Annotated in this window: 25 protein-coding genes; 21 read left to right on the top strand and 4 right to left on the bottom strand. The window is 34.7% G+C overall.

From position 1 onward, the window contains the following. Nucleotides 1-14: 14 nt before the first annotated feature. The 4 genes from scfB to Q0516_RS08055 all read left to right on the top strand — a co-directional run bounded on the left by scfB (nucleotide 15) and on the right by Q0516_RS08055 (nucleotide 5,570). Nucleotides 15-1,379 carry a thioether cross-link-forming SCIFF peptide maturase gene (gene scfB / locus Q0516_RS08070; protein WP_294466820.1) on the top strand — a complete coding sequence of 455 codons (1,365 nt, stop codon included), beginning with the start codon at nucleotides 15-17 and terminating at the stop codon, nucleotides 1,377-1,379. A 61-nt stretch (nucleotides 1,380-1,440) separates the two neighbouring features. Further along, entirely contained in the window at nucleotides 1,441-2,727 is a 1,287-nt protein-coding gene (secD, locus tag Q0516_RS08065) for a protein translocase subunit SecD (protein ID WP_257480719.1), read from the top strand. After that, nucleotides 2,720-3,802: a protein translocase subunit SecF gene (gene secF, locus Q0516_RS08060; protein WP_257480720.1), complete on the top strand. Its 1,083-nt coding sequence runs from the start codon at nucleotides 2,720-2,722 to the stop codon at nucleotides 3,800-3,802. Before secD ends, secF begins: the two co-directional genes overlap by 8 nt. A 169-nt stretch (nucleotides 3,803-3,971) precedes the next feature. Beyond that, nucleotides 3,972-5,570, top strand: a complete 1,599-nt coding sequence (locus tag Q0516_RS08055) for a potassium/proton antiporter (protein ID WP_294466816.1) — start codon at nucleotides 3,972-3,974, stop codon at nucleotides 5,568-5,570. Nucleotides 5,571-5,589: 19 nt separating this feature from the next. On the opposite strand, the gene Q0516_RS08050 is transcribed toward Q0516_RS08055, so the two are convergent. Continuing rightward, nucleotides 5,590-6,831, bottom strand: a complete 1,242-nt coding sequence (locus Q0516_RS08050) for a DNA polymerase IV (RefSeq protein WP_299237544.1) — start codon at nucleotides 6,829-6,831, stop codon at nucleotides 5,590-5,592. Between the two features lie 212 nt (nucleotides 6,832-7,043). On the opposite strand from Q0516_RS08050, the gene Q0516_RS08045 reads away from it, so the two are divergent. From Q0516_RS08045 to srtB, 16 genes are all read left to right on the top strand, one after another. Continuing rightward, on the top strand, nucleotides 7,044-7,268 hold the full coding sequence (locus Q0516_RS08045; protein ID WP_257480723.1) for a ferrous iron transport protein A: 225 nt from the start codon (nucleotides 7,044-7,046) through the stop codon (nucleotides 7,266-7,268). A gap of 1 nt (nucleotide 7,269) precedes the next feature. Beyond that, a complete protein-coding gene (gene feoB / locus Q0516_RS08040; RefSeq protein ID WP_294466810.1) occupies nucleotides 7,270-9,279 on the top strand; it encodes a ferrous iron transport protein B in 2,010 nt (669 codons plus the stop codon). A gap of 303 nt (nucleotides 9,280-9,582) precedes the next feature. Continuing rightward, entirely contained in the window at nucleotides 9,583-11,205 is a 1,623-nt protein-coding gene (locus Q0516_RS08035) for a hypothetical protein (RefSeq protein WP_294466808.1), read from the top strand. Between the two features lie 212 nt (nucleotides 11,206-11,417). Then, nucleotides 11,418-11,645 carry an acyl carrier protein gene (locus Q0516_RS08030; protein ID WP_007050855.1) on the top strand — a complete coding sequence of 76 codons (228 nt, stop codon included), beginning with the start codon at nucleotides 11,418-11,420 and terminating at the stop codon, nucleotides 11,643-11,645. A 204-nt stretch (nucleotides 11,646-11,849) separates the two neighbouring features. Continuing rightward, nucleotides 11,850-12,311 (top strand): acetyl-CoA carboxylase biotin carboxyl carrier protein, encoded by a 462-nt coding sequence (accB, locus tag Q0516_RS08025; RefSeq protein ID WP_294466806.1) that lies wholly within the window; start codon nucleotides 11,850-11,852, stop codon nucleotides 12,309-12,311. Continuing rightward, nucleotides 12,312-13,682: an acetyl-CoA carboxylase biotin carboxylase subunit gene (gene accC, locus Q0516_RS08020; protein WP_294466804.1), complete on the top strand. Its 1,371-nt coding sequence runs from the start codon at nucleotides 12,312-12,314 to the stop codon at nucleotides 13,680-13,682. Continuing rightward, entirely contained in the window at nucleotides 13,666-14,541 is an 876-nt protein-coding gene (gene accD, locus Q0516_RS08015; RefSeq protein ID WP_294466802.1) for an acetyl-CoA carboxylase, carboxyltransferase subunit beta, read from the top strand. The genes accC and accD overlap by 17 nt, the downstream gene beginning before the upstream one ends. Then, nucleotides 14,538-15,461 (top strand): acetyl-CoA carboxylase carboxyltransferase subunit alpha, encoded by a 924-nt coding sequence (locus Q0516_RS08010; RefSeq protein WP_294466800.1) that lies wholly within the window; start codon nucleotides 14,538-14,540, stop codon nucleotides 15,459-15,461. Before accD ends, Q0516_RS08010 begins: the two co-directional genes overlap by 4 nt. A gap of 1 nt (nucleotide 15,462) precedes the next feature. Further along, nucleotides 15,463-16,431, top strand: a complete 969-nt coding sequence (locus Q0516_RS08005; protein ID WP_257480730.1) for a beta-ketoacyl-ACP synthase III — start codon at nucleotides 15,463-15,465, stop codon at nucleotides 16,429-16,431. Nucleotides 16,432-16,441: 10 nt separating this feature from the next. After that, the gene (locus tag Q0516_RS08000) at nucleotides 16,442-17,392 is read left to right on the top strand and encodes a DUF561 domain-containing protein (protein WP_294466797.1); all 951 of its coding nucleotides are present in this window, start codon (nucleotides 16,442-16,444) and stop codon (nucleotides 17,390-17,392) included. Then, on the top strand, nucleotides 17,386-18,474 hold the full coding sequence (locus Q0516_RS07995; RefSeq protein ID WP_294466795.1) for a nitronate monooxygenase family protein: 1,089 nt from the start codon (nucleotides 17,386-17,388) through the stop codon (nucleotides 18,472-18,474). Before Q0516_RS08000 ends, Q0516_RS07995 begins: the two co-directional genes overlap by 7 nt. Then, on the top strand, nucleotides 18,475-19,392 hold the full coding sequence (gene fabD / locus Q0516_RS07990) for an ACP S-malonyltransferase (protein WP_294466793.1): 918 nt from the start codon (nucleotides 18,475-18,477) through the stop codon (nucleotides 19,390-19,392). After that, nucleotides 19,392-20,132, top strand: a complete 741-nt coding sequence (gene fabG / locus Q0516_RS07985) for a 3-oxoacyl-[acyl-carrier-protein] reductase (RefSeq protein WP_365945563.1) — start codon at nucleotides 19,392-19,394, stop codon at nucleotides 20,130-20,132. The genes fabD and fabG overlap by 1 nt, the downstream gene beginning before the upstream one ends. Nucleotides 20,133-20,140: 8 nt before the next feature. After that, nucleotides 20,141-21,379, top strand: a complete 1,239-nt coding sequence (gene fabF, locus Q0516_RS07980) for a beta-ketoacyl-ACP synthase II (protein WP_294466790.1) — start codon at nucleotides 20,141-20,143, stop codon at nucleotides 21,377-21,379. Between the two features lies 1 nt (nucleotide 21,380). After that, nucleotides 21,381-21,809 (top strand): 3-hydroxyacyl-ACP dehydratase FabZ, encoded by a 429-nt coding sequence (gene fabZ / locus Q0516_RS07975; RefSeq protein WP_365945535.1) that lies wholly within the window; start codon nucleotides 21,381-21,383, stop codon nucleotides 21,807-21,809. A 79-nt stretch (nucleotides 21,810-21,888) separates the two neighbouring features. After that, nucleotides 21,889-22,647, top strand: a complete 759-nt coding sequence (gene srtB, locus Q0516_RS07970) for a class B sortase (protein ID WP_294466788.1) — start codon at nucleotides 21,889-21,891, stop codon at nucleotides 22,645-22,647. A gap of 24 nt (nucleotides 22,648-22,671) precedes the next feature. Here srtB and Q0516_RS07965 read toward each other — a convergent pair whose 3' ends face one another. The 3 genes from Q0516_RS07965 to rpsU are packed head-to-tail and all read right to left on the bottom strand — an operon-like array spanning nucleotide 22,672 to nucleotide 23,795. Next, nucleotides 22,672-23,103: a DUF523 domain-containing protein gene (locus Q0516_RS07965; protein ID WP_294466786.1), complete on the bottom strand. Its 432-nt coding sequence runs from the start codon at nucleotides 23,101-23,103 to the stop codon at nucleotides 22,672-22,674. A gap of 52 nt (nucleotides 23,104-23,155) precedes the next feature. Then, a complete protein-coding gene (locus Q0516_RS07960; protein ID WP_294466784.1) occupies nucleotides 23,156-23,599 on the bottom strand; it encodes a GatB/YqeY domain-containing protein in 444 nt (147 codons plus the stop codon). 16 nt (nucleotides 23,600-23,615) lie between these two features. Further along, complete coding sequence (gene rpsU / locus Q0516_RS07955; protein ID WP_007050870.1) at nucleotides 23,616-23,795, bottom strand: 30S ribosomal protein S21; 180 nt, start codon at nucleotides 23,793-23,795, stop codon at nucleotides 23,616-23,618. 235 nt (nucleotides 23,796-24,030) lie between these two features. Between rpsU and Q0516_RS07950 the strand changes: the two genes are divergently transcribed. Beyond that, nucleotides 24,031-24,324 carry a hypothetical protein gene (locus Q0516_RS07950; RefSeq protein ID WP_195975937.1) on the top strand — a complete coding sequence of 98 codons (294 nt, stop codon included), beginning with the start codon at nucleotides 24,031-24,033 and terminating at the stop codon, nucleotides 24,322-24,324. Nucleotides 24,325-24,359: the final 35 nt, after the last annotated feature.

Below are 24,359 nucleotides of genomic sequence, written 5' to 3'. Positions count from 1 at the left end.
GTTAAGAGGAAGTTATGGGAATATATAAATATAAATTTAAAGATAAATACATAGTACTGGATATAAATTCTTCGCTTGTTTATGACGTAGATGAAATGACTTATGATGTTCTTGACTATTATAAAAAAGAAAATGAATATAATATAGTAAATATTCTTAAAAGTAAATATGACGAAGAAGAAATCAAAGAAGTTATAGCTGAAATAAAAGAACTTGAAGCAGAAAAAAGACTTTATACTCCTGAGAAAAAGGTAAACAGAAAACTTTATGAGAAGGGTATAGTCAAAGCAATGTGTCTTCATGTTTCACATGACTGTAACCTAGCCTGCCGCTACTGTTTTGCATCGGGCGGGAACTTCAATATGAAAAAAGAAGTTATGAATATCGAAACAGCAAAAAAGGCTATAGACTTTATTATAAGTAATTCAGGAAATAAAGTTCACCTCGAAGTAGATTTCTTTGGGGGAGAGCCTCTGCTTAATTTCGATGTGGTAAAGCAGACTGTTGAATATGCTAAAGAAGAAGCTAAAAAACATGGTAAGATATTTAGATTTACGTTAACAACTAATTGTGTTCTTTTAAATGATGATATCATTGATTACCTTAATAAGGAAATGTATAATGTAGTATTATCCTTGGACGGAAGAAAGGAAATAAACGATTATACGAGACCTACTGCAAACGGTAAGGGCAGTTATGATTTGATAATAGAAAATATTAAAAAAGTGGCTGAATCCAGAGATAAACTTGGACTTGATTATTACATAAGAGGTACGTATACCAAACATAACTTGGACTTTTATAAAGATGTTAAACATTTTTCTGATATAGGTTTAAAACAGTTATCCGTTGAAAGTGTCGTTGCAGATGAGAGTGAAGAATATGCAATAACGAAAGAAGATTTGCCTGAAATAATGGATAGTTATGATAAACTTACTGACATTTATTTGGACAGGCTGGGAACGGATAAAGAATTTAGGTTCTTCCACTTTAATGTAGATTTAGACGGCGGTAAATGCGAATATAAGAGAGTATCCGGCTGCGGTGCGGGATGTGAATATATTGCGGTAACTCCATTCGGAGATATTTATCCATGTCATCAATTTGTTGGAAATAAAGATTTTGTAATGGGTAATTTAAATGATGGAATAACCAATGATGAACTTAGAAATAAATTCTACAGTTCAAACAGTGTTTTGGATAAAAAAGAATGTGAGGACTGCTTCTGTAAGTATTTCTGCGGAGGCGGATGTCATGCAAACAGCTATAATTTTAACAAGGATATCAATGGTATTTATGAAACAGGATGTGATATCCTAAGAAAAAGAATGGAATGTGCTATATATATTAAATGCAAAGAAAAAGAACTTGTTGACTAGAAAATAAAAACGCAGTAAAATTAAAATATTATAATTAACAAAATTTAGGAGTAGAGGATATATGAAAAAGAAAAATGGGCTGAAGATGTTATTTATCTTAGTCGCCGTAGCTTTTTGTTACTATGTTTTCATGTTCGGTCTTCCTGTAAGTAAGGTTATAGGTATTTATGATATTGATCCTATAAAAGATACCATTAATTACGGACTTGATTTGACCGGCGGAGTTAATGTGGTACTGCAGGCTAAAGAAAGCGACGGAAATAAAATAAATGACGATACTTTAGATAAAGCAGTCGAAACAATAAGAACTCGTATCGACTCTCTTGGTGTAAAAGAACCGACGATATCAAAACAAGGTAATGATAAAATCAGAGTATCTATACCGGATGTTGAAGATCAGGAAGAAGCCTTATCTATGATCGGTAAGACCGCGAAGTTGCAATTTGTGGGACCCGACGGGAAAGTAATCCTTGACGGTTCGAGTGTAAAGAGTGCAAAGTATGAAATTCAAAAGACTAATAACTATGTTGAAGAACCTGTAGTATCACTTACATTTGATGATAAAGGGGCAAAAGCATTTGCCGACGCAACAAGTAACAATATAGGCAAAGTTATTTCTATTGAACTTGACGGAGAGAAGATTTCCACACCTACGGTTCAAAGTGCGATAACGGACGGCAAATGTGTAATTACGGGAATGAAAGACGGAGAAGAAGCCACGAAGCTTGCGACTTTGATTAAAGCAGGTTCTCTTCCTGTAGAACTTGAAGCGATTGAAATAAGGACTATCGGACCAACTCTCGGTGCGGATTCTTTAAATAAGAGTTTGAAAGCCGGTGTTATAGGTGTAGGTTTGGTATTCTTATTCATGATAGTATTTTATCTTCTTCCGGGAGTCGTTGCCGATATTTCGCTTGCTATTTATATAGTGATTTATTTATTCTTAATGTCCGGTCTTGGGGTTACACTGACCCTTCCCGGTATTGCAGGTATCATTCTGTCCATAGGTATGGCTGTTGACAGTAATGTAATCATATTTGAAAGAATGAAAGAAGAGCTTAGAAGCGGTAAGACAATAATGGGTTCAATAGAGGCAGGTTTCTCCAGAGCCTTGACATCTATTATCGATGCTAATATTACGACCATTATTGCAGGTCTGGTATTATTCTTCCTTGGTGCGGGGACTATAAAAGGATTTGCGCTTACTCTTATGGTAGGGGTCGTTGTAAGTATGTTCACCGCAGTATTTGTTACAAAGAAATTAATGATTTTAGTTACTTCTTCGGATAAATTCAGTGACTTAAAATTATTTGGTATAAAGAACGTGGGAGGTAATGACAATGAATAATAAGATTAAAATTGATTTTGCCAAACACGCAAAAAAATACCTTGTCATAGCATTGGTGCTTATCGTTGTATCTCTCGGTTCTGTACTGTTCAGAGGTTTAGATTTCGGTATAGACTTTAAAGGCGGGACTATCATAACAATGGAGCTTCATCAGAAATTTGATGTTGATGATGTAAAAGCTATTTCCGGTAAGTATGACAGCAAAGCCGAAGTAACGACTTCAGGGGATAACGGAACTCAGGCTGTTATCAGTACAAGCAAAGATTTTACAGACAGTGAAAGAAAATCTTTATTCAATGATTTTAAAACCAAATATGATTTACAAGAAAAAGATTTGCTTTCAATAGATAATGTGTCCGGAACCGTTGGAGATGAACTTAGATCCATGGCAGTGAAGGCATGTATTATAGCGGTAATATGTATGCTCATTTATATAACATTCAGATTTGAATTTATGCAGGGACTGTGTGCCATATTCTCTCTAATATTTGATATGTGTATGGTTCTCGGAGTATTTTCAATATTCCAAATACAAGTAAATTCATCATTTATTGCAGCTATGCTTACTATACTCGGTTATTCAATAAACGATACTATAATTACCTTTGACAGGGTAAGGGAAAACAGTCCAAAGGTTAAAAGAGGCGATTATTATAATCTCGTAAATGTAAGTATCAACCAGACAATGACTCGTTCTATCAATACGACACTCACCACTCTTTTAGCTGTAACTCCGTTATTGATATTCGGTACTACATCTATCAAAGAATTTGTATTCCCAATGATGATTGGTTTTGTATCGGGAGTATTTTCTTCCATATGTGTAGCCGTTCCCGTTTGGTATATGATTAAAGAGAAACAAAAACTCAAAAATCCTGATAGGGTTCGTATGCCGGAACGCAAAAAGCCCAAAGCCATTGATGAAGATTTAATGGTTAATGTAGTCGATGACGTTAAAGAAGTAGAGGCTATAGTAAAAAGCGAAGAAGAGATATTGAGAGAACAGGAAGAGAAAAAAGCTAGGCGAAAAGCCAGAAAAGAAAAGAAGAAAAACAGAAAAAAAGGTCAGAGATAAAAAGAGGATTTATATATCCTCTTTTTTTATTAAGTAAATTTATTTTTCTATTTTATTAAGAATAGACAAATATTAATATTTTTGATATAATATAATTAATAAATTAGTTAAGCCTAACAAAGATGTTTAATAACTTTTGTTGGGCTTTTTTATAAAAAGGAGGTTTGGGATGACATTTTATTTATTGATTTCTGCCCTTGTGATAATACTTTGTCTTTTTTGTAATAAGCTTTCCAATAAAATAGGACTTCCCGCACTTCTTATTTTCATTGGTATAGGTATATTGTTTGGTAGTGACGGGATTTTCAAAATTTATTTTGATGATTATAAATTAGCGGAGATAATTTGCAGCATAGCCCTCATTTTTATAATGTTCTTCGGTGGTTTTTGTACAAACTGGAATATAGCTAAACCTGTTATAAACAAAGCTGTGAGTTTATCGACGTTAGGTGTAATATTGACAGCTTTTTTGGTGGCATTATTTTCTACATATATTCTTAAATTTGACTTTTTAACCGGACTGTTAATAGGCTCTCTGCTTGGTTCGACCGATGCTGCCAGTGTTTTTTCCATACTGAGGCTTCACAAGCTCAATTTAAAAAACGGTCTTGCTTCCATCCTGGAAATTGAAAGCGGGAGTAATGATCCATTTGCATTTATTATGACAATGCTTACCTTAACATTGATGGGTGTGGGAAGTCATGGCTCGATAGTTACATTTATATTCAAAGAAATTATTTTCGGACTTATTATCGGTGTATTGATAGGTTTAATCGGAATATATATTTTAAATAAAGTAAACTTAAAGGGAGACGGACTTGATACTATATTTGTATTTGCTCTTGCACTTACTGCATATGCTCTTCCTGTTACTATAGGAGGAAATGGATATTTAAGTGTATATATTGCAGGACTTATTTTGGGTAACAGTAATATAAAAAATAAGATATCTCTTGTTCATTTCTTTAACGGTATCACCGGACTTGCTCAAATGATAATATTCTTTATTTTAGGATTATTATCCTTTCCTAGTCAGATCCCTGATATATTTTTAACTGCACTTTCTATAATGTTATTCTTAACTTTTATCGCCAGACCAATAGTAGTATTTATTATATTAAAACCGTTTAAAGTGAATTTAAAACAAATATTATTTATTTCTTTTTCCGGACTTAGAGGTGCAGCCTCAATAGTTTTTGCAATTATTGTGATAGCTTCGGGAGCCAAATTAAGTATAGATATTTATCATATAGTATTTTTGGTAGCAATATTTTCAATTTTATTTCAAGGTACACTTCTTCCTTACGTTGCCAAAAAGCTGGATGTTGTTGACAACGAAGAGGATGTATTTAAGACTTTTACGGATTATAACGAAGTTACCGATATGGAACTGGTGCAAATAAAGGTTACTAAGGATACGGATTTCTTAAATAAAAAATTATGTGATTTAAGCCTTCCAAAGAAAATGCTTATAGTAATGATAAAAAGAGGAGAGGATTCCATTGTCCCAAATGGCAATACTATGCTTAGAGAAGGGGATATTATAATTTTTAATGCAAAACTTTATAATGATGATAATATTAAATTAAAAGAAGTTAAAGCTGAAGATAGACCTGAGTGGATAAATAAAAGTATAAGTGAAATAACTTTTAAAAATAAAAGAAGACTTATAGTAATGATTAAAAGAGGGGAAAAGACCGTTATTCCGAGGGGAAATACTAAAATCAAAAATGACGATATATTGGTATTAAGCGGTTTTGATGAATAAAAGCTCCGAAATGGAGCTTTTATTTGAAATAATCAAGTTTGTCCGAAATTGTCTTATGTGTTTTTTCTTTGGGTTCACCTCTTTTTATTATATCCTGTCCGTAGTTATCTCTTAATTTGTCCATTACTTCTTCAACTTTTTTCATTTTTTCATTTTCGATTTTTTCTTCAATTAAAGAAAGCTGATTTATTTTTTCTTTATCAAGTCCGCCAACACTTACTCCGAGCAGTCTTATTGCATCATTATTCCAAAATTCATTGAATAGTTTAAATGACTGTTCATATATCGTGTTAGTGGAGTTTGTAAAGTAAGGTAGAGTCCGTTGATGTGAATAAGAATGAAATAGATTATTTTTTATAGTTACTGTTATTGTATTGCCTTTTAAGTTTTTTCTTCTTAGCCTTGTTCCTATGCTATCGCTCAAAGCAAGGAATACTTTTTTTATCTCAGCTATATCTGTTGTATCGTTTTTAAGTGTGGTGCTGTTTCCTATTGATTTTGTCTGTCTTGAAATTTCTACTTCGCTTTCGTCTATTCCATGAGAATAATTATATAACATCGTCCCTTGAGCTTGTTTAAAATTGTTTATTAAAAATTCCATTGAGCATTTATTTAGATCACCGATAGTTTTAATCCCCAAACTATTTAACTTTTCTTTTGTTTTTCTGCCTACCATAAATAGTTCATTTATATTAAGGGGAAACATTTTTTCTTCTATTTCCTCCGGAAAGAGAGTGATTACTTTGTCAGGTTTCTTTAGATCTCCTGCCATTTTTGCAAGAAGTTTATTGTTTGAAATTCCTATATTAACGGTAAAACCAAGCTCTCTTTTTATTCTTTCTTTTATTTTATATGCTGCTTTGATCGGCTCTCCAAACAATTTTTGGCTGAAAGTATAATCAAGAAAGCACTCGTCAATGGAGTATCTTTCTATCGTATCGGAGTATTCACTGAGTAAATCAAATAATTTATTTGAATACATTCTATATATTTTAAAGTTAGGCTTTACTATTAAAAGATTGGGACATTTTTTTCTTGCTTCAAATAAACTTTCTCCGGTTTTTACACCATATTTTTTAGCTTTTTGAGATTTGGTCAGAACTACACCTTTTCTTTTGGCTTCGTCTCCTCCTACCGCACTTGGTATATTTCTTAGGTCAACTTCATTATTTCCCATTTTTTTATTATAAGCAGCCTGCCATGATAAAAAAGCTGAATTAACATCAATATGAAATATAATTCTCCCCATTTTTTTTAACATTCCTTTCGTATAATAAAAAATATAACATAAAATATAGCAAAAATCAAACATATGTTCATTAATGTTGTGCGGATAGTATAATAATTTATTTATTATATAAAATCAACTATGGGCAGTAATGATTAATATTCTATATTTTAGTTGACTTAATAATAAGTACAGTTGTATAATTTAAAGGTAGCATAAGCTAACTGAAATTGGTGAGGGATAATATGACTTTAGATGAACTGAAAATCGGTCAAAAAGCGATTATTAAAAGTACCGGCGGAGAACCTGCAATAAGAAGAAGACTTTTGGATATAGGATTAATTCCGAAGACTACGGTTTTTATAAGAAAGGTTGCACCTCTAGGTGATCCGATCGAAATAAATTTAAGAGGTTTTGAACTTACTCTTAGAAAAGATGATGCAAATAAAATAGAAGTTGAGGTAATTTAAAATGGAAAAAACCTTTGCTTTGGTAGGTAATCAAAACTGCGGTAAGACAACTTTATTCAATGCTTTGACCGGGAGCAATGCACATGTAGGCAATTTCCCCGGAGTAACTGTTGATAAGAAAGAAGGACCTATAAAGGGTCATGAAAATATAAACTTGGTAGACCTTCCGGGTATATATTCACTTTCTCCGTATACAAGTGAAGAAGTCGTAACCAGAGACTTTTTAATGAAGGACAAGCCGGACCTTATCATAAATATAATCGATGCAACTAATATAGAAAGAAATCTATATTTAACTTTACAATTACTTGAACTTAATATTCCCATTGTAATCGCACTCAGTATGATGGACGAGGTCATTGCCTGCGGAAACAGTATTGATATTGATAAAATAGCAGAAACTTTAAATGTAGACTGTATACCCATCCAAGCGGCAAAAAATCAGGGTACGGAAGAACTGGTTGCCGTAGCTGAAGATTTGATTACAGAGAATTCTTTTAGAGGTAAGATCGATTTTTGCAGCGGATATATACATAAGGCGATACATTCCATATCTCATATAATAGAAGCCAATGCGGAAGAAAAGCATCTTCCCGTTAGGTTTTGTGTTTCTAAAATAGTAGAGGGTGATACTCTGCTTGAAGAACAGCTTGAACTTAGTGAGGCTGATAAAGATATAATAGGACATATAGTTGAGGAAATGGAAGATTCCGTGGGGCTTGACAGAGAAGCAGCGATTGCGGAAATGAGATATGAATATATCGAAACATTATGCAAAGACAGCGTACATAAAGTAGCACATACCAAAGAGCATATTCAAAGCGTCAAGATAGATACTGTTCTTACTAATAAATATTTTGCACTGCCTATTTTTATACTTATTATGGGTGCAATTTTCTATTTGACATTTGGTGTTATAGGTGCATTTTTAAGTGACGCTTTTGAATTATTATTGGAACAGTTTAAAATAGCACTGGATATGGGGCTTACCGCTCTTAAAATAAACCCGACACTTCATTCTTTAGTTACTGACGGGATTTACAGCGGGGTATCCATAGTTTTATCCTTCCTTCCGATAATCGTAACACTGTTCTTCTTTTTATCTCTTCTCGAAGACAGCGGATATATGGCAAGAATTGCATTTATAATGGACAAGCCTCTCAGAAGGATAGGACTTAGCGGAAAGAGTTTTGTGCCTATGCTTATCGGCTTTGGGTGTTCCGTTCCCGGAATAATGGCAACGAGGACCCTCAACAGCTCCAGGGACAGAAAGATGACGGTACTTCTTACTCCGTTTATGTCATGCAGTGCGAAGCTTCCTATATATACTGTTTTTGCGGCAGCTTTCTTTAATGATAATCTGCCTTTGGTTATGATATGTTTTTATATGCTTGGTATATGTACTGCAATATTGTCAGGATTTTTACTTAAGAATAGTATTTTTAAAGGAGAAGCTATGCCTTTTGTAATGGAACTTCCTCCATACAGGCTGCCTTCAATCAAGTCACTGACAAGACTTAGTTATGAAAAGGCTAAAGATTTTATTACTAAAGCATTTACGATTATTTTTGTAGCAAGCGTACTTATTTGGTTCTTGGAAAACTTTGATTTTAGATTCAATATGGTCGCAAATCCTGCGTCAAGTATGCTTGCGTCAATAGGAACACATCTTGCAGTAATATTCAAGCCTCTCGGCTTTGGAGAGTGGAAATTCGTAACAGCTCTTATTGCAGGGTTCAGTGCAAAAGAGGTAGTCGTAAGTACTTTGGCAATTTTAACGGGAAGTACACTAAATACTCTTCCTGCGGTATTGTCATCAATGCTTACTTTACCTGCGGCAATATCGTTTTTAACATTTACCTTATTATATATGCCTTGTGCGGCTGCATTTGCGGCAGCAAAAAGAGAAATAGGTTCTTTTAAAGGTGCTGTATTTACCGCAATGTATCAAACGGGAATAGCATATGTAATGGCATTCATAGTCTATAATGTAGCAAAATTAATATTATAAATATTAAAAGGCAAAATTTTGATTTTGTCTTTTTTATTTATTTAATATATATCGCGGGCACTGCGCCTGCCTTTGCAGATTCCGCGCCCTTATTTATATTACTAAGTTACTCGAACCTCTAAATATAACTTAAGATATCCGGATTATTTAGTAATAAAAACTAAAATACATATATAAATTAAAACATCAAATTAAAGATAGCTTAAAAGAAAAGTCTTTTTTCTTTCTTATTTGTTAAAATTTATAGTTTATGGTATAATTATTAGCTGAAAATAGAAAAAATCCCTAGTACGAGGTTTACATATGAAATCGAAATTAAAGTCGAAACTTAATATATTGCTAATAGTATTGATAGGAATATTTGTAGTGGGCTGTCTTGCTCAGGTATATTCAACTAATACCTTTTATAAGATGGATAAAGTCAACTACTATAATATTGATGAGCTAAAAATATCTGCAAAATATCACCGCGGAACCAAAGACATGGGTGTATTTATTGTAAATGATTTAAATCAAAATGGAAAAGATACATGGTTCATGGTAGAAGAATTCGCAAAACTCGGATATCATGTATACGTCTTTGATTTGCCGAGTCAGGGACATACAAAAGGCAGCGTTGAGTTTGGATATAAACAAAGTGAATATCTTGCAGAACAATATTATACCGGAGTTGTTGCATTCTCTCAGCTTGCAAAATTAAATGAAGAAAATATACATATCATAGCGAGCGGTGTTTCTGCGAGAACTGCTCTTCAAACCGCAACAAAAGGATTTTTTAATCCAAAAGATTTAACACTTATTTCTACTGAAACAAATATTTTAGATAAGCTTGATTTAGACGTAATCAACTTTGTTAAAGAAGAAAATGTCAAGTTTATGAAGGATTTAAGTGCGTCAAATCCGGGAGAAAATATACATTTGATTACTTCCAACTTGAACAATAAATCCAGTGTAGCAGAAAATGAAGCTCTTAAACAAAGGCTTGAACAAGGTTCGACCGGTGCTGTCAACGAGAATGAAGTTACTCTTTCTGTTGTGAAGAATGTTCTTCCAATAAATGAAATTGAAAATAAAAGCGTTATCGATGAGACCGTTAGTTATATAGCATCAAGAGACCGATATCAATATACTCCAAATGTTTTTTTAACAGTAAAAAGTTTTATGAGTGTATTTTTGAGCCTATTGGCACTTGCGATTATAATCCTTGCTTATAAGATTAGAGGCAAAGATTATTATAAGGAAAAAGGAAGCATTCCTTTTAATAAGGAGTTTGTAATATCTAAATTGATTGCTGTTTTACCTGCATGCATTTTAGTGTTCCTGCTTCCTGTAGCTATATACTTCTTGGCGAGTCCAATCATTGCCGTTCCATATTTTGTTCTCGTTAAAATATCATTGATATCATGTTATGGAATAGTAATATTTTATTTATACTATAGGACTAATATCGCAAATGATATAGGCAGTCAAATATTTTATAAGGATCCTAAAGATAATATAAAAGGCGGATTAGCTGTTACGGGATTGGTTCTTGTAATGTTATACTTACTTTCCGTGTCGGGAAATAATATAGTCTTTAATGTATTTTCAATGAAAACGCTTTGGCTCATAGTATTTAGTATACTTGCTTATTTTATATTTTATATAGAAGAGAGAGAGAAAGAAGTAATGATCGCTTCTCAGCTTCAGAGGTTTATTATGTCATCATTTAACTTTTTGGTTATTTTGATCGTTGCCATAGTACTTTTGATTATGGGACAATTTGTTTTGGCACTTGATTTTGTGGGGCTTGGATTTGATATTATATTTGTTCTTGCGGTAGGTAAACTGTTAAAGGCAGTTAACTCTCCGACCAGATTTAATGCATTGGTTCAATCGGTAATACTTTGCGGGCTTATGTTGGCTCAAACAGTTTTATTTTTCTAATATAAAATTTAAATGCTGTCGTATGGCAGTATTTTTTTATTATAAAATTTGTAGAATTTTCTTAATGATACTGAGTATTATTAAGGTGTGATTTTTAATGATTTATTAATATTTTTTAACTGATTTGGATAAAAAAGTATTTACTTTAAATTAAATTAAGTATATAATACGTAAATACTTTGAATATCAAAGAATTTAGGAGGACTATATTTATGTTAGAAGATATTAAAAAAGTGTTGGTAGATGCATTGGATATTGATGAAAATCTTATTACTCCTGATGCGAGATTAAAAGAAGATTTAGATATCGACTCACTTGCAGCAGTGGAATTATCATTAGAACTTGAAACTGAATTCGACGTTCAAATCGAAGACGAAGAATTGGAAAAATTAGTAACAGTACAAGATATTATTGATATAATTAAAGAAAAACAAGCATAGATTACATATTTTTAAACTTTAAGCGGGCTTATATTAAGCCCTTTTATATTTTTTATACGAATTTATACAATGTAATAGTTTGATAATCAAAGTAATTTGGTTATCAGTTTTATAGATGATTTCAGGTATAGATTTATTAAATAATAAATCAGTACTTTATATATAATTAATTGAAGATATAAGCTTTAATTAAAGGAGGATATTTTGGATACTAAAATAATTAAACAAGTTATAGATATATTTGAACATTCCGATGTTCATAAATTGGAAGTTGAAGATAAAGATATCAAGATTAAGCTTGAAAAAGAAAATCATAATATCGTTACATCAATCCCTTCTGCTGCCGTTCAAGAAAGTACATTCGCTGCTCAAAACAATAGTATGGATATAGTAGAAAACGTAAATGCAGAAGAAAAAGAAGAGGATAAAGGAAATTGGATCAAATCTCCGTTGGTCGGTACTTTTTATTCCAAGCCTAACGAAAATTCAAATGAATACGTAAGCGTAGGTGACAGCGTTAAAAAAGGCGATACTCTATGTATTATCGAAGCTATGAAAGTTATGAATGAAATAAAGGCACCCTCGTCGGGAACAGTTTTAAAAGTAAATAAAACAGATGGAGAAATGGTTCAATTTGACGATGATCTTGTTTTGATAGGTGAATAAATGATTAAGAAAGTTTTGATTGCTAACAGAGGAGAAATTGCGGTAAGGATTATTAGAACCTGTAAAGAAATGGGTATTAAAACCGTCGCGGTTTATTCGACTGCAGATAAGGATTCTCTTCATGTCCAAATAGCGGATGAAGCGGTTTGTATAGGACCGGCTAAAGCTAATGACAGTTATTTGAATATGAGTAATATAATAGAAGCTGCGTGTTCGGTTGGTGCTGACGCAGTACATCCCGGTTTTGGGTTTTTAAGTGAAAATCCGAAATTCGCAAGACTTGTTATCGGGTGCGGACTTATCTTTATCGGACCAAATCCGGATGTTATAGAAAAGCTTGGAAATAAAAGCGAAGCAAGGAAAATGATGATTGAAGCCGGAGTGCCTGTCGTACCCGGTTCCAAAGAAATAATAAAGAGTGCCGAAGAAGGAATAAAACTTGCCAAGGAGATTTCTTATCCCGTAATCATAAAAGCCAGTAATGGCGGAGGGGGACGAGGAATGAGGATCGTTCAAAGCGAAGATGAGTTTGAAGATAACTTCAATAATGCTGTCAGCGAGGCTAAGGCTTGTTTTGGAGACAGCGATGTGTATTTGGAAAAGTATATTGAAAATCCTAAACATATTGAAATTCAGCTCTTAGGTGATAAACACGGAAATGTAATTCATTTGTTTGAAAGAGACTGTTCTTTTCAAAGAAGAAACCAAAAGCTTATAGAAGAAGCTCCTTGTCACGTTCTTGATGATAAGATAAGAAAATCAATGATAGCTGATGCTATAAAAGCCTGTAGGCATGTTGGATATGACAGTGTGGGTACTATTGAATTTCTGCTTGATAAAAGCGGTAAGTATTACTTCATGGAAATGAATACAAGAATTCAAGTCGAACATCCAATATCCGAGATGATAAGCGGTGTGGATATAGTTAAACATCAAATCAAAGTTGCAGGCGGACAAAAATTATCTCTTAGACAAGAATATATAAAATGTAACGGTTATGCAATGGAATGCAGGATAAATGCGGAAGATATGGAAAGAGATTTTGCTCCTTCTCCCGGAAAGATTAAGTTTTTACATCTTCCGGGAGGCAGAGGTATAAGGATAGACAGTGCGGTGTACACCGGATATGAAATACCGCCTTATTACGATTCGATGATACTCAAGCTTATTACATTCGCACCAACCAGGTTAGAGTGTATCAAGAAAATGAGAGTAGCCCTTGAAGAGCTTATAATAGACGGAGTAAAAACTAATATAGAATTTCATTATTTGACGCTTCATAATAAAACTTTTATTGAAGGTAATTATGATACCGGATTTTTTGATAGGTTTATAAAGGAGTTGGAAGAACAAAGTGGAGAACTTATTTAAGAAAAGACAGGAAAGACTTGAACTTTTTAAATCAAGAAGGATAAGAACCAATAAAGATTTAAATAAAAAAGAAGTTCCTGAAAATTTAATAAAAAACTGTGAAGTGTGTCATAAAAACGTTCCGTACGAAGATATGATGAATAATCTTTACGTTTGTCCTAACTGCTCTCATCATTTAAAGATAAGTGCAAGGGAAAGGATAAGACAGCTTACCGATAAATCTACATTCAGAGAGCTTGATAGAAACTTGGAAAGCAGTAATGAAGATGAATTCCCAGGATATACGAATAAGCTGGATAAAAGCAAAAAATCTACGGGACTTCACGAAGCTGTAGTTACCGGGGTCGGAAGGATAAACACAGAAAAAATAGCTCTTGCGGTCATGGACAGTAACTTCATGATGGGAAGTATGGGGCAAATTGTGGGTGAAAAGATTACTAGGATAACCGAGTATGCCATGAGAAGGAAACTTCCTCTTCTCATTAGTTGTACCAGTGGAGGAGCGAGAATGCAGGAAGGCATCATGTCATTAATGCAAATGGCTAAGACCAGTGCGGCACTGAAAAAGTTCAGTGATGAAGGCGGATTTTATATTTCTCTTCTTACTCATCCGACGACGGGAGGAGTAAGTGCGTCATTCGCAATGCTCGGGGACATTATAATTTCCGAGCCCAATGCACTTGTCGGTTTCGCCGGAAAAAGAGTTATAGAAAATACCATTAATGAAACTCTTCCGAAGGAATTCCAAAGAGCGGAGTTTCTTCTTGAAAAAGGATTTATTGATATGGTGGTAGACAGAACCGAAATGAAAAAGACAATATATGAACTTATAATACTTCATAAAGGAGTAAGTTTATGAAAATAAAAGATTGTGAAATAAAAATCAGAGCTTTGGAAGCAGAAAAAGCTGCTTTAAACATAGATGAAGGTCAAAGATATGATGAGATAAACAAGGAAATCATAGAGCTTAAGAAAGAAGCTTATTCAAATTTAGAACCGTGGGACAGAGTATATCTTGCAAGACATCAGGACAGACCCAAGGCTTCGGATTACATATCTTTAATAATCGATAACTTTTACGAACTTCACGGAGACAGATGTTACGGTGATGACAATGCTTTGATCGGCGGGATAGGAACTTTCAAAGGTATTCCCGTTACTGTACTTGCTCAGGCGAAAGGTAAGACTTTGGAAGAAAATCTTACGAGAAACTTTGGGATGATGAACCCCGAAGGGTACAGAAAAGCTCTAAGGCTTGCAAAGGAAGCAGAAAAATTTCATAGACCGATAATAAATATAGTAGATACTGCGGGTGCTTATCCGGGTAAGGGTGCCGAAGAAAGAGGACAGGCGGAAGCTATTGCAAAATGTCTGTATGAATTTTCTAATCTTAAAACTCCGGTAATAAGCGTAGTTATTTCGGAAGGCGGCAGCGGCGGTGCACTTGCACTGAGCGTTGCCGATAGGATAGTAATGCTTGAAAATGCAATATATTCTGTCCTTTCTCCCGAAGGCTTTGCAAGTATCTTATGGAAAGATGAGAGCAGAGCCGAAGAGGCCAGTAAGTATATGAGACTTACATCTTATGATCTATATGAAAAGGGGATTATCGATCATATAGTAAAGGAGCCTGCCGGCGGTGCTCAAAACGGACTTGAATATGTAGCGGCACAAATTTCTGTTTACATTGAAACGGAACTTAAAGAGCTTATGCAGAAAAAGGATAGGCTGCTTACCAGAGAGAGATTTTTAAAATATCGAAAAATAGGAATGATTTAATATGAATAATAGAAAAATTCTGGGATATGGTTATTATATTCCTAAAAATATGATTACCAACCATGATTTGGAGAAAATAGTCGATACAAGCGATGAGTGGATAAAAAGCAGGTCGGGAATAGAAACGAGATACATAAGCAGTGAAGAAAATACAAGTGCTATTTCATATAATGCGGCGTTAAAAGCAATAGATGACGCAGGTATCAAAAATGAAGATATCGACCTAATAATATGTGCCACCTGCACTCCCGACAATCTAACCCCGTCTACGGCTTGTCTGATACAAGAAAAACTTGGGCTTAATGATAAACATGTGATGGCTTTTGATATAAGCGCCGCATGCAGCGGATTTCTGTATGCAATGCAGGTTGCGAGTATGATGCTCATAGAATATAAATGTGCTCTGATAATCGGTGCGGAAACGCTTAGCAAAGTAATCGACTGGAGTGACAGGAATACTTGTGTGCTTTTTGGAGACGGTGCAGGTGCTGTGATAATGAAAAGAAAAGAAACAAATAAGGAAATGTTTTTCTATGCAAACAGCGAAGGGGATAATGAAGGTAAACTTAGGATAAAAGGACCAAGCTTAAAAGAGCCTTTAAAGAATGAACTAAGAGAAATAGGTCATATCAAAATGGCGGGGAATGATGTTTTTCGTTTTGCCGTAAGGGCAATGAGTGAAGCTTTGATCAAAGTTCTTGAGAAGGCTGATAAGACAATAGACGATATTGACTTATTTATTCCTCATCAGGCTAATTACAGGATTATAAAACATGTTATCAGAAAACTTAAAATAGACGAAAGAAAATTATATATAAATCTAAATAATTACGGAAATACTTCAGCCGCAAGCGTTGCTATAGCCTTGGCTGAAGCAAAGGAAAAAGGACTAATAAAAGAAGGAGCAAAAATTGTTTTAATAGGATTTGGAGCAGGATTTACTTATGCTTCGGGTTATATTGAAATATAGTAGAAAAGTTATGGTAATGTTAAATGAAATGTTAGGTATAAAATATCCGATTATCCAAGGTGCTATGGCGAATATAGCGACTGCGGAATTTGCCGCATGCGTGAGTAATGCCGGAGGGCTTGGAATTATCGGGACAGGTGCTATGACGTGTGTTCAGGCAAGAGAAGAAATAAATAAATGTAAAAGTCTAACGGATAAACCTTTTGGGGTAAATGTAATGATGATGAATCCCGAAACCGAAGATATAATGAATATGCTCTGTGAAGAAAAGGTTGCTGTTGTAACTACCGGAGCCGGAAATCCGGGTAAATATGTCGAAGCTCTGAAAAAATCAGGAGCGAAAGTATTTCCCATTTCTCCAAGCGTAGCACTGGCAAAAAGGCTCGCAAGAGCAGGTGTCGATGGGATAATCGTCGAAGGCGGCGAGTCGGGCGGTCATGTAGGCGAACAAACGACAATGGCTCTTGTTCCCCAGATCGTAGATGCGGTCGACGTTCCCGTTATAGCTGCGGGAGGTATTGCCGACGGAAGAGGTTTTAATGCTGCATTATCCCTCGGTGCCATAGGTGTTCAAGTGGGGACTTGTCTGTTAGTATCGGAGGAATGTCCTATACATGAAAATTATAAATCAGCAGTTATAAAAGCGAAGGATACCGATACGATAGTTACGGGTAAAAGTTTGAATGCACCTGTGAGAGTCCTTAAAAACAAAATGAGCAAGGAGTATGTAAAGCTTGAATCTACTCTTGCAAACAGGGAAGAACTTGAAAAACTTACCCTTGGGGGGCTTAGAAAGGCTGTCTTTGAAGGTGATATGGTTACCGGTTCCGTAATGATGGGACAAATTGCGGGAATGTGCAAAGAAATTTTACCTATGAAGGAAATACTTAAAAATATAATGGACTCTTCAAAGAGAGAACTAGAAATATTAATTGAAAAACATAAGGAGTTAGAATGTTAAGAGAAGTAAGAATTAAAGATAAAGTGCTCAGCGTTCCGATAATACAAGGCGGAATGGGAGTTGGGGTATCTTTATCTTCACTTGCAGGAAGTGTTATGAAAGAAGGAGCGATGGGGGTGATAAGTGCCGCTCATCCCGGATACAGAAAACCTGACTTTAACAAAAATTCTCTAAAATGCAATATGGAAGCAATAATTGAAGAAGCAAAAAAAGCAAGAGAAATAAGCACAGGGAACGGGCTTTTAGGCGTTAACATAATGGTAGCAAGCAAAGATTATGCAGAATATGTTAAAGCTGCTGTAAAAGCTAAGGTGGACGCTATTATCTCAGGTGCGGGACTTCCGCTTGATTTACCGAAGCTTGTGGAAGATAAAAGTATTTTGCTTGCACCTATAGTATCAAGCGGCAGAGCTATTAGACTGATACTTAAAAGGTGGAGTAAAAGACATAGTACAATTCCTGATTTTGTTGTTATAGAAGGAAGCGAAGCCGGCGGACATCTCGGATTTAAAAAGGAAGATTTGGAAAATGGGACTTGTGAAAGTCTGGATAAAATTTTTGGTGATGTTAAAAACGAACTCGCACCTTTTGAAGAAGAGTATAAAAAAACTGTTCCTGTTTTTGTTGCCGGGGGTATTTATACCGGAAGCGATATAGCATACTTTATAAAAAAGGGGGCTGACGGAGTACAAATGGGTACAAGGTTTATTGCTACCAAAGAATGTGATGCTTCACAGGAATTTAAAGATATGGTAATAAATGCAAAAAAAGAAGATATATCTATAGTTAAAAGTCCTACCGGATTTCCGGGAAGAGGAATTATGAACCCATTTATGCAAAAGGTAGAAAACAGAGGCAATATAAGTATGTCTTCTTGCTATAACTGTTTATCTCTTTGTAATCCAAGCGATACTCCATACTGCATTTCTCAGGCACTAATTCAGTCCGTAAAAGGGAATGTGGATAACGGACTTATATTCGTAGGAAGTAATGCTTCAAGAGTTGATAAGATGACTACGGTACATGAACTCATCAAAGAATTGGTAGACGGTGCAAATGAAGAATTGAAGGAGAATGAATAGATGAAACTAGGATTTTTATTTGCCGGACAGGGAACCCAAAGTATCGGCATGGGAAAAGAATTATATGATACATATGCTGAAGCAAGAGATGTATTTGAGAGTGTTGAGCTTGATTATGACGTTAAAGAACTTTGTTTTAACGGACCCAAAGAAAAGCTTGACGATACGGCATATTCTCAAAGTGCGATACTTACCACGTCTATGGCTATAGCAAACGTAGTTAAGTCCAAGGGAATAAATCCCGATTTTGTATGCGGACTTTCATTAGGTGAATATTCTGCTCTTTGTTATGCGGGAGCTTTTAGTGTAAATGAAGCGGCTAATATCGTTAGGAAACGTGGACAGATAATGGCGAATGCTCTTCCTAAAGGAACTTCTAAAATGGTCGCGGTAATGAACTTCGATAAAGATATAATTAAAGAGACTTGTGAGGAAGTAAAGTCGGAAGGTATTTGCGAAATAGCAAATTATAATTCTCCCGCACAGATAGTTATAACAGGTGAAGTTAAAGCTGTTGATAGAGCTTGTGAACTGCTTAAGGAAAAAGGAGCCCGAAGACTTATCCCTTTAAATGTGAGCGGAGCTTTTCATTCCTCTCTTTTGGAAGATGCGTCAGCAGAACTTAACAAAGTATTAAGCGAATATGATATAAGGAAACCTAAGATACCTGTTTTATATAATGTGACAGGAAAAGAATACGACGGAGATATAAAAGAAATATTGACTAAACAAATCAAATCAAGTGTGTACTTTATGCAGATGGTAGAATACATGATTGACAAAGGTGTCGAAGCTTTTGTTGAAATAGGTCCCGGTAAAGTACTTAAAGGATTTGTAAGAAAGATAAACAAAAATATCCCTGTATACAGTGTAGAGGATAATAAATCACTTGAAGAAATGTTAGGAGCGTTGAAATAATAATGGATAGAAAAACTGCGGTTGTAACGGGAGCAGGCAGAGGTATCGGACGAGCTGTTGCCGTGGCTCTTGCCAAAGACGGATATAATGTAGTAATAAACTATAACGGAAGCAGAGAAAAAGCAGAAAAAGTTGCTTTGGAATGCAGAGAGCATGATGTGGCTGCCATTACCGTAAAAGCAAATGTATCTGACTTTAGCGAAAGCGAAGAGCTTATAAAGAAGGCTATCGAAGTGTTCGGGAGTATAGATGTACTTGTCAACAATTCGGGAATCACTAGGGATAATTTGCTTCTTAGGATGAAAGAAGAAGATTTTGACAGTGTAATAGATGTGAATTTAAAGGGAACATTTAATACCATAAAACATGCAACCAGACAAATGATGAAACAAAAAAGCGGTTCTATAATCAATATGTCAAGCGTTGTAGGTATATCGGGAAATGCCGGACAAGCCAATTACTCTGCAAGTAAAGCCGGTGTAGTCGGACTTACAAAGTCTGTTGCAAGAGAACTTGCTTCAAGAGGGATAAGAGTGAATGCTATAGCTCCCGGATTTATCGAAAGCGATATGACAAATGAATTAAATGATAAAGCAAAAGATGAAATATTAAAGGGTATTCCGCTCAAGTCTATAGGAAAAGGCGAAGATGTTGCTAATTTGGCGGTGTTCTTAGCCGGAGAAAAAAGCAGATATATAACCGGTCAGGTCATAAATGTAGACGGCGGAATGGTGATGTAGGAGGCGTAATGAAAAGAAGAGTAGTAATCAGTGGACTTGGAGCTGTTTCTCCAATCGGTAATGATGTTGATACGATGTGGAACTCTATAAAAGAGGGGAAATGCGGTATCGATGAAATCACTCATTTTGATACGAGTGAATACAGAGTTAAACTTGCTGCACAAGTCAAAGACTTGGATATGGAAAAATATCTTAAGAAAAGAGAAATCAAATTCAACGACAGGTTTACAACATTTGCTCGTATTGCTGCAATGCAGGCAATGGATGACAGCAGTATAGACCTTGAAAATGTAGATAAAAATCGTTTTGGAGTAATAATAGCCAGCGGTATCGGCGGTATCGAAACTATAGAAAATGCACAGATGAATATGGAAAAGAGAGGTCCCAGTAAGGTTTCTCCTTACTTTATTCCTATGTGTCTTATTAATCTTGCGGCGGGAAATGTTGCAATAGATTTTGGTCTTAAAGGGCATTGTTCTTCCACCGTAACAGCTTGTGCCGCAGCAAGTAATGCAATAGGCGAAGCTTTTCATAAAATTAGAGACGGATATGAAGATTTAATGCTTGCCGGAGGAAGTGAAGCTTCCATAACTCCTCTTGCAATGGCAGGATTTATGTCAATGAGAGCACTTCATGAAGGTGATGATAAAAACAGAGCGAGCATACCTTTCGATAAGGACAGAAGCGGTTTTGTAATGGGAGAAGGTGCCGGAGTTCTGCTTTTGGAAGAATATGAACATGCGAAGAAAAGAGGAGCTAAAATCTATGCGGAAATCATAGGCTACGGTGCCACATGCGATGCACATCATGTAACGGCTCCTATTGACGACGGAAGCGGCGGAGCAGGTGCAATGGTAAATGCGATAAAAGATGCGGATATCAAAGCAAACGATATAGATTACATAAATGCACACGGAACCAGCACACCGTTAAACGATAAAACCGAAACCATGGCGGTCAAATCAGCGTTTGGAAATCATGCTAAAGAACTTAAGATATCTTCTACAAAGTCCAACACAGGTCACCTTCTCGGTGCTTCCGGGGCAATCGAAGCTATTATTTCAATAAAAGCTATAGAAGACAGTTTTATTCCTCCTACGATAAATTATAAAAACGAAGATGAAGACTGCGATTTAAATATCGTTCCAAACAAGGGACTGAACGAAGAAGTAAATTATGCTATGAGCAATTCTTTAGGGTTCGGCGGACATAATGCTTCATTAATATTTAAAAAGGCGGGTAAATAAAATGATTTATAATTCCAATGATATTCAAAAAATCATACCCCATAGATATCCTTTTTTACTTGTAGATACTATCGAAGAAATAATCGATGACACTACCATTATAGGAAAGAAGTGCGTCAGTGCTAATGAAATGCAGTTTATGGGGCATTTCCCGGAAAAGCATGTAATGCCGGGAGTTTTGATGATCGAAGCGCTCGCTCAAACTGGTGCAGTCTTACTGCTATCTAAAGAGGAAAACAAAGGCAAGATTGCAGTTCTTGCCGGAGTTAATAAAATACGTTTTAAAAGACAAGTTATTCCCGGAGATACTTTGACTTTAAAAGTAGAACTTACGAAGATGAAAGCGGGCATAGGTTTTGCCAATGCTACGGCTCTCGTTGGAGATGAAGTTGCCGTTAAAGGAGAAATAATGTTTGCGGTAGATAAATAAGAAGGAAGAATAATCTTTCTTCTTTTTTATTGTTTAAGTTATCTTGATAATTATTATATTAAGTTATATAATGTAGACTATGAAAAAGAATAAAGTAAAAGTAATCAAAAAGCATAAGAAAGATAAAAACAGTTTAAAAAAGAATATTTTATTATATGTACTTCTCGGTGTGTTCAGCATTACACTTTTATTTTCGGTGTATAAAATTTATACTATAACATCTGCATACAATCAAGGGACCAATACATATCAAAGCATAAAAAACGAGGCAAAGAAATCGGAAAGAGAAATAGATTTTGATAAATTAAAGAGTATTAATCCCGATGTGATAGGCTGGCTGTATTCCAAAGATACTACGATAGATTATCCTGTAGTTCAGGGAAGCGATAATGATTATTATTTATCACATTTATTTGACAACACTCAAAATTCCAGCGGTTCGGTATTTATGGATTATACAAAGAAAAAGAACTTTAAAAGTAAAAATACTATTCTTTATGCTCATAACATGAAAAACGGAAGTATGTTTGCGAGTCTTATGGGATATAAGGATCCCGAGTATTATAATTCTCATAAAACATTAGACCTTTACACTTCAAATCAAAATTATGAGATAGAAGTTGTTTACGGATTTGTAATAGATGCATATAAATGGGACGATAATAAATTTGTATTGGATGAAAATAAAGATGATTTGCTTTTACATGCCAAGTCAAATACTACATTCAACAGCGGAAAAACAATAAGTGATAATGATAAAATAATAACCCTTTCAACGTGTTCATACGAAATGGAAGAGGGAAGATATGTATTGATAGGAAAACTGATTAAGAAATAAAAAACGCCATTAATAGGCGTTTTTTTATAGCTCATTTTCATTTAAAACTTTGATGTTATTCTCAATCAAAATACTTGCGGTCATTCCTTTTCCTTTTACCAACGTACCGTTAAAATTCCCGTCATAAATTTCATTATTCCCGCATGACGGAGAATTTGCTTTAAGTATCGCAAATCTAACGTTATTTTCTTTTGCTGTTTTTAAAGTTTCTAAAGCTCCGTCTTTAAAATTTGCAGTTACATCTTTTCCGCTCTTTGTAATTACTTTATCGTTTTTTATCTCACATGGTTCTCTCGGAGTCATAAGTCCTCCAAGCTGTTCGGGACATACTAAAATCAAATTATATTTTTCTCTTAGCTTATCAATTATCGTATCATCGATTTTGTTATTCCCTCCGCTGTATTTGCAGTTTTCTCCAATTAGACAAGCCGAAACTAAAATATTTTCTTTATTCATAATTACCTCTAAATTAAAAATAAGAAGTGTCACCACTCCTTATCTTATATAATTAATTTAATAATTCTCTTGCTACTTCATTAACGACTTTGCCGTCTGTCTTTCCTTTCACTTTCGGCATAACTTCGCTCATAATCTTGCCCATATCTTTGGCTGTTTTTGCACCTACTTTATCGATAGCTTCTTTGACTATTTCTTTAACTTCCTCTTTTGAAAGTTGTTTAGGTAAGTACTTCATCAAAACATCAAGCTCAGCTTTAGTCTCTTCAACTAGGTCATCTCTTCCTGCTTTAACAAATTCATTTAAAGAGTCTCTTCTTTGTTTAACTTGTTTTGCTACGACATCAAGAATTTGTGAATCATCTAATTCTTTCTTGGTATCTTTTTCAATTTGTAGTATCGCAGCTCTGACCATTGTAACAGTAGATTTTGCTATATTGTCTTTTTCTTTCATGGCTTTTTTCAAATCGCCAAGTAAAGTTTCTTTAAGTGACATACAAAACACTTCCTAATTATCTTTTATTTTTTTTCTTTCTGGCTGCTTCAGCTTTTTTCTTTCTTTTAACGCTTGGCTTTTCATAGTGCTCTCTTTTTCTGATTTCAGACATTACACCAGCCATAGCTGTTTTTTTCTTAAATCTTTTTAAAGCGCTCTCTAGTGATTCGCCTTCTCTTAATCTTACTTCTGACATTCTTCAACCCTCCCCTCTAACCGTGGGTTATCACGTTTGTAAGTAGCATAAATTATTATAAAAAAATAAGCGGGATATGTCAATAAAAATTGGGTGTTCTTTTGAAAAAAACAAGCTTTATAAGACTTATTTTCATGAAACCCTCTAAAAATTTAAATTAACATTATAATTTAACTAATTATTAACTTTAAATAAATTTATTTATCTTTGCTTGAATTTTTCAAAGGGGAAAACTATGGATCAATTACTTGAGCAAGCAAATAGACTGCTTCAAAATATAAAGATACCGTGGACATTTTGCGGTGGATATGCCCTTGATTTATTCTTAAACAAAGAAATCAGAAGGCACAGCGATATTGACATCTGTGTTTTTGAAAATGACCGTGAAAAGATTCTGGATTATATGCTATTTCACGGCTGGAAAATTTATCAATTTTTGGGTGGTGGTAAAGTGCGACCTGTGAATACGAAAACCGGCAGTGATTCGGGCAGAAATTTTATGTGCGTAAAGATGGATGCCGCCTTGTAAAATTTAGCCCAAGCGAAGAAAAAGAGACATTGGGG

Origin of the sequence: uncultured Anaerofustis sp. (genome assembly GCF_938029165.1) — a bacterium.
GTDB lineage: Bacteria > Bacillota > Clostridia > Eubacteriales > Anaerofustaceae > Anaerofustis.
The sequence above is the reverse complement of the archived record's forward strand: the minus strand, read 5'-3'. Positions and strand labels throughout refer to the sequence as shown.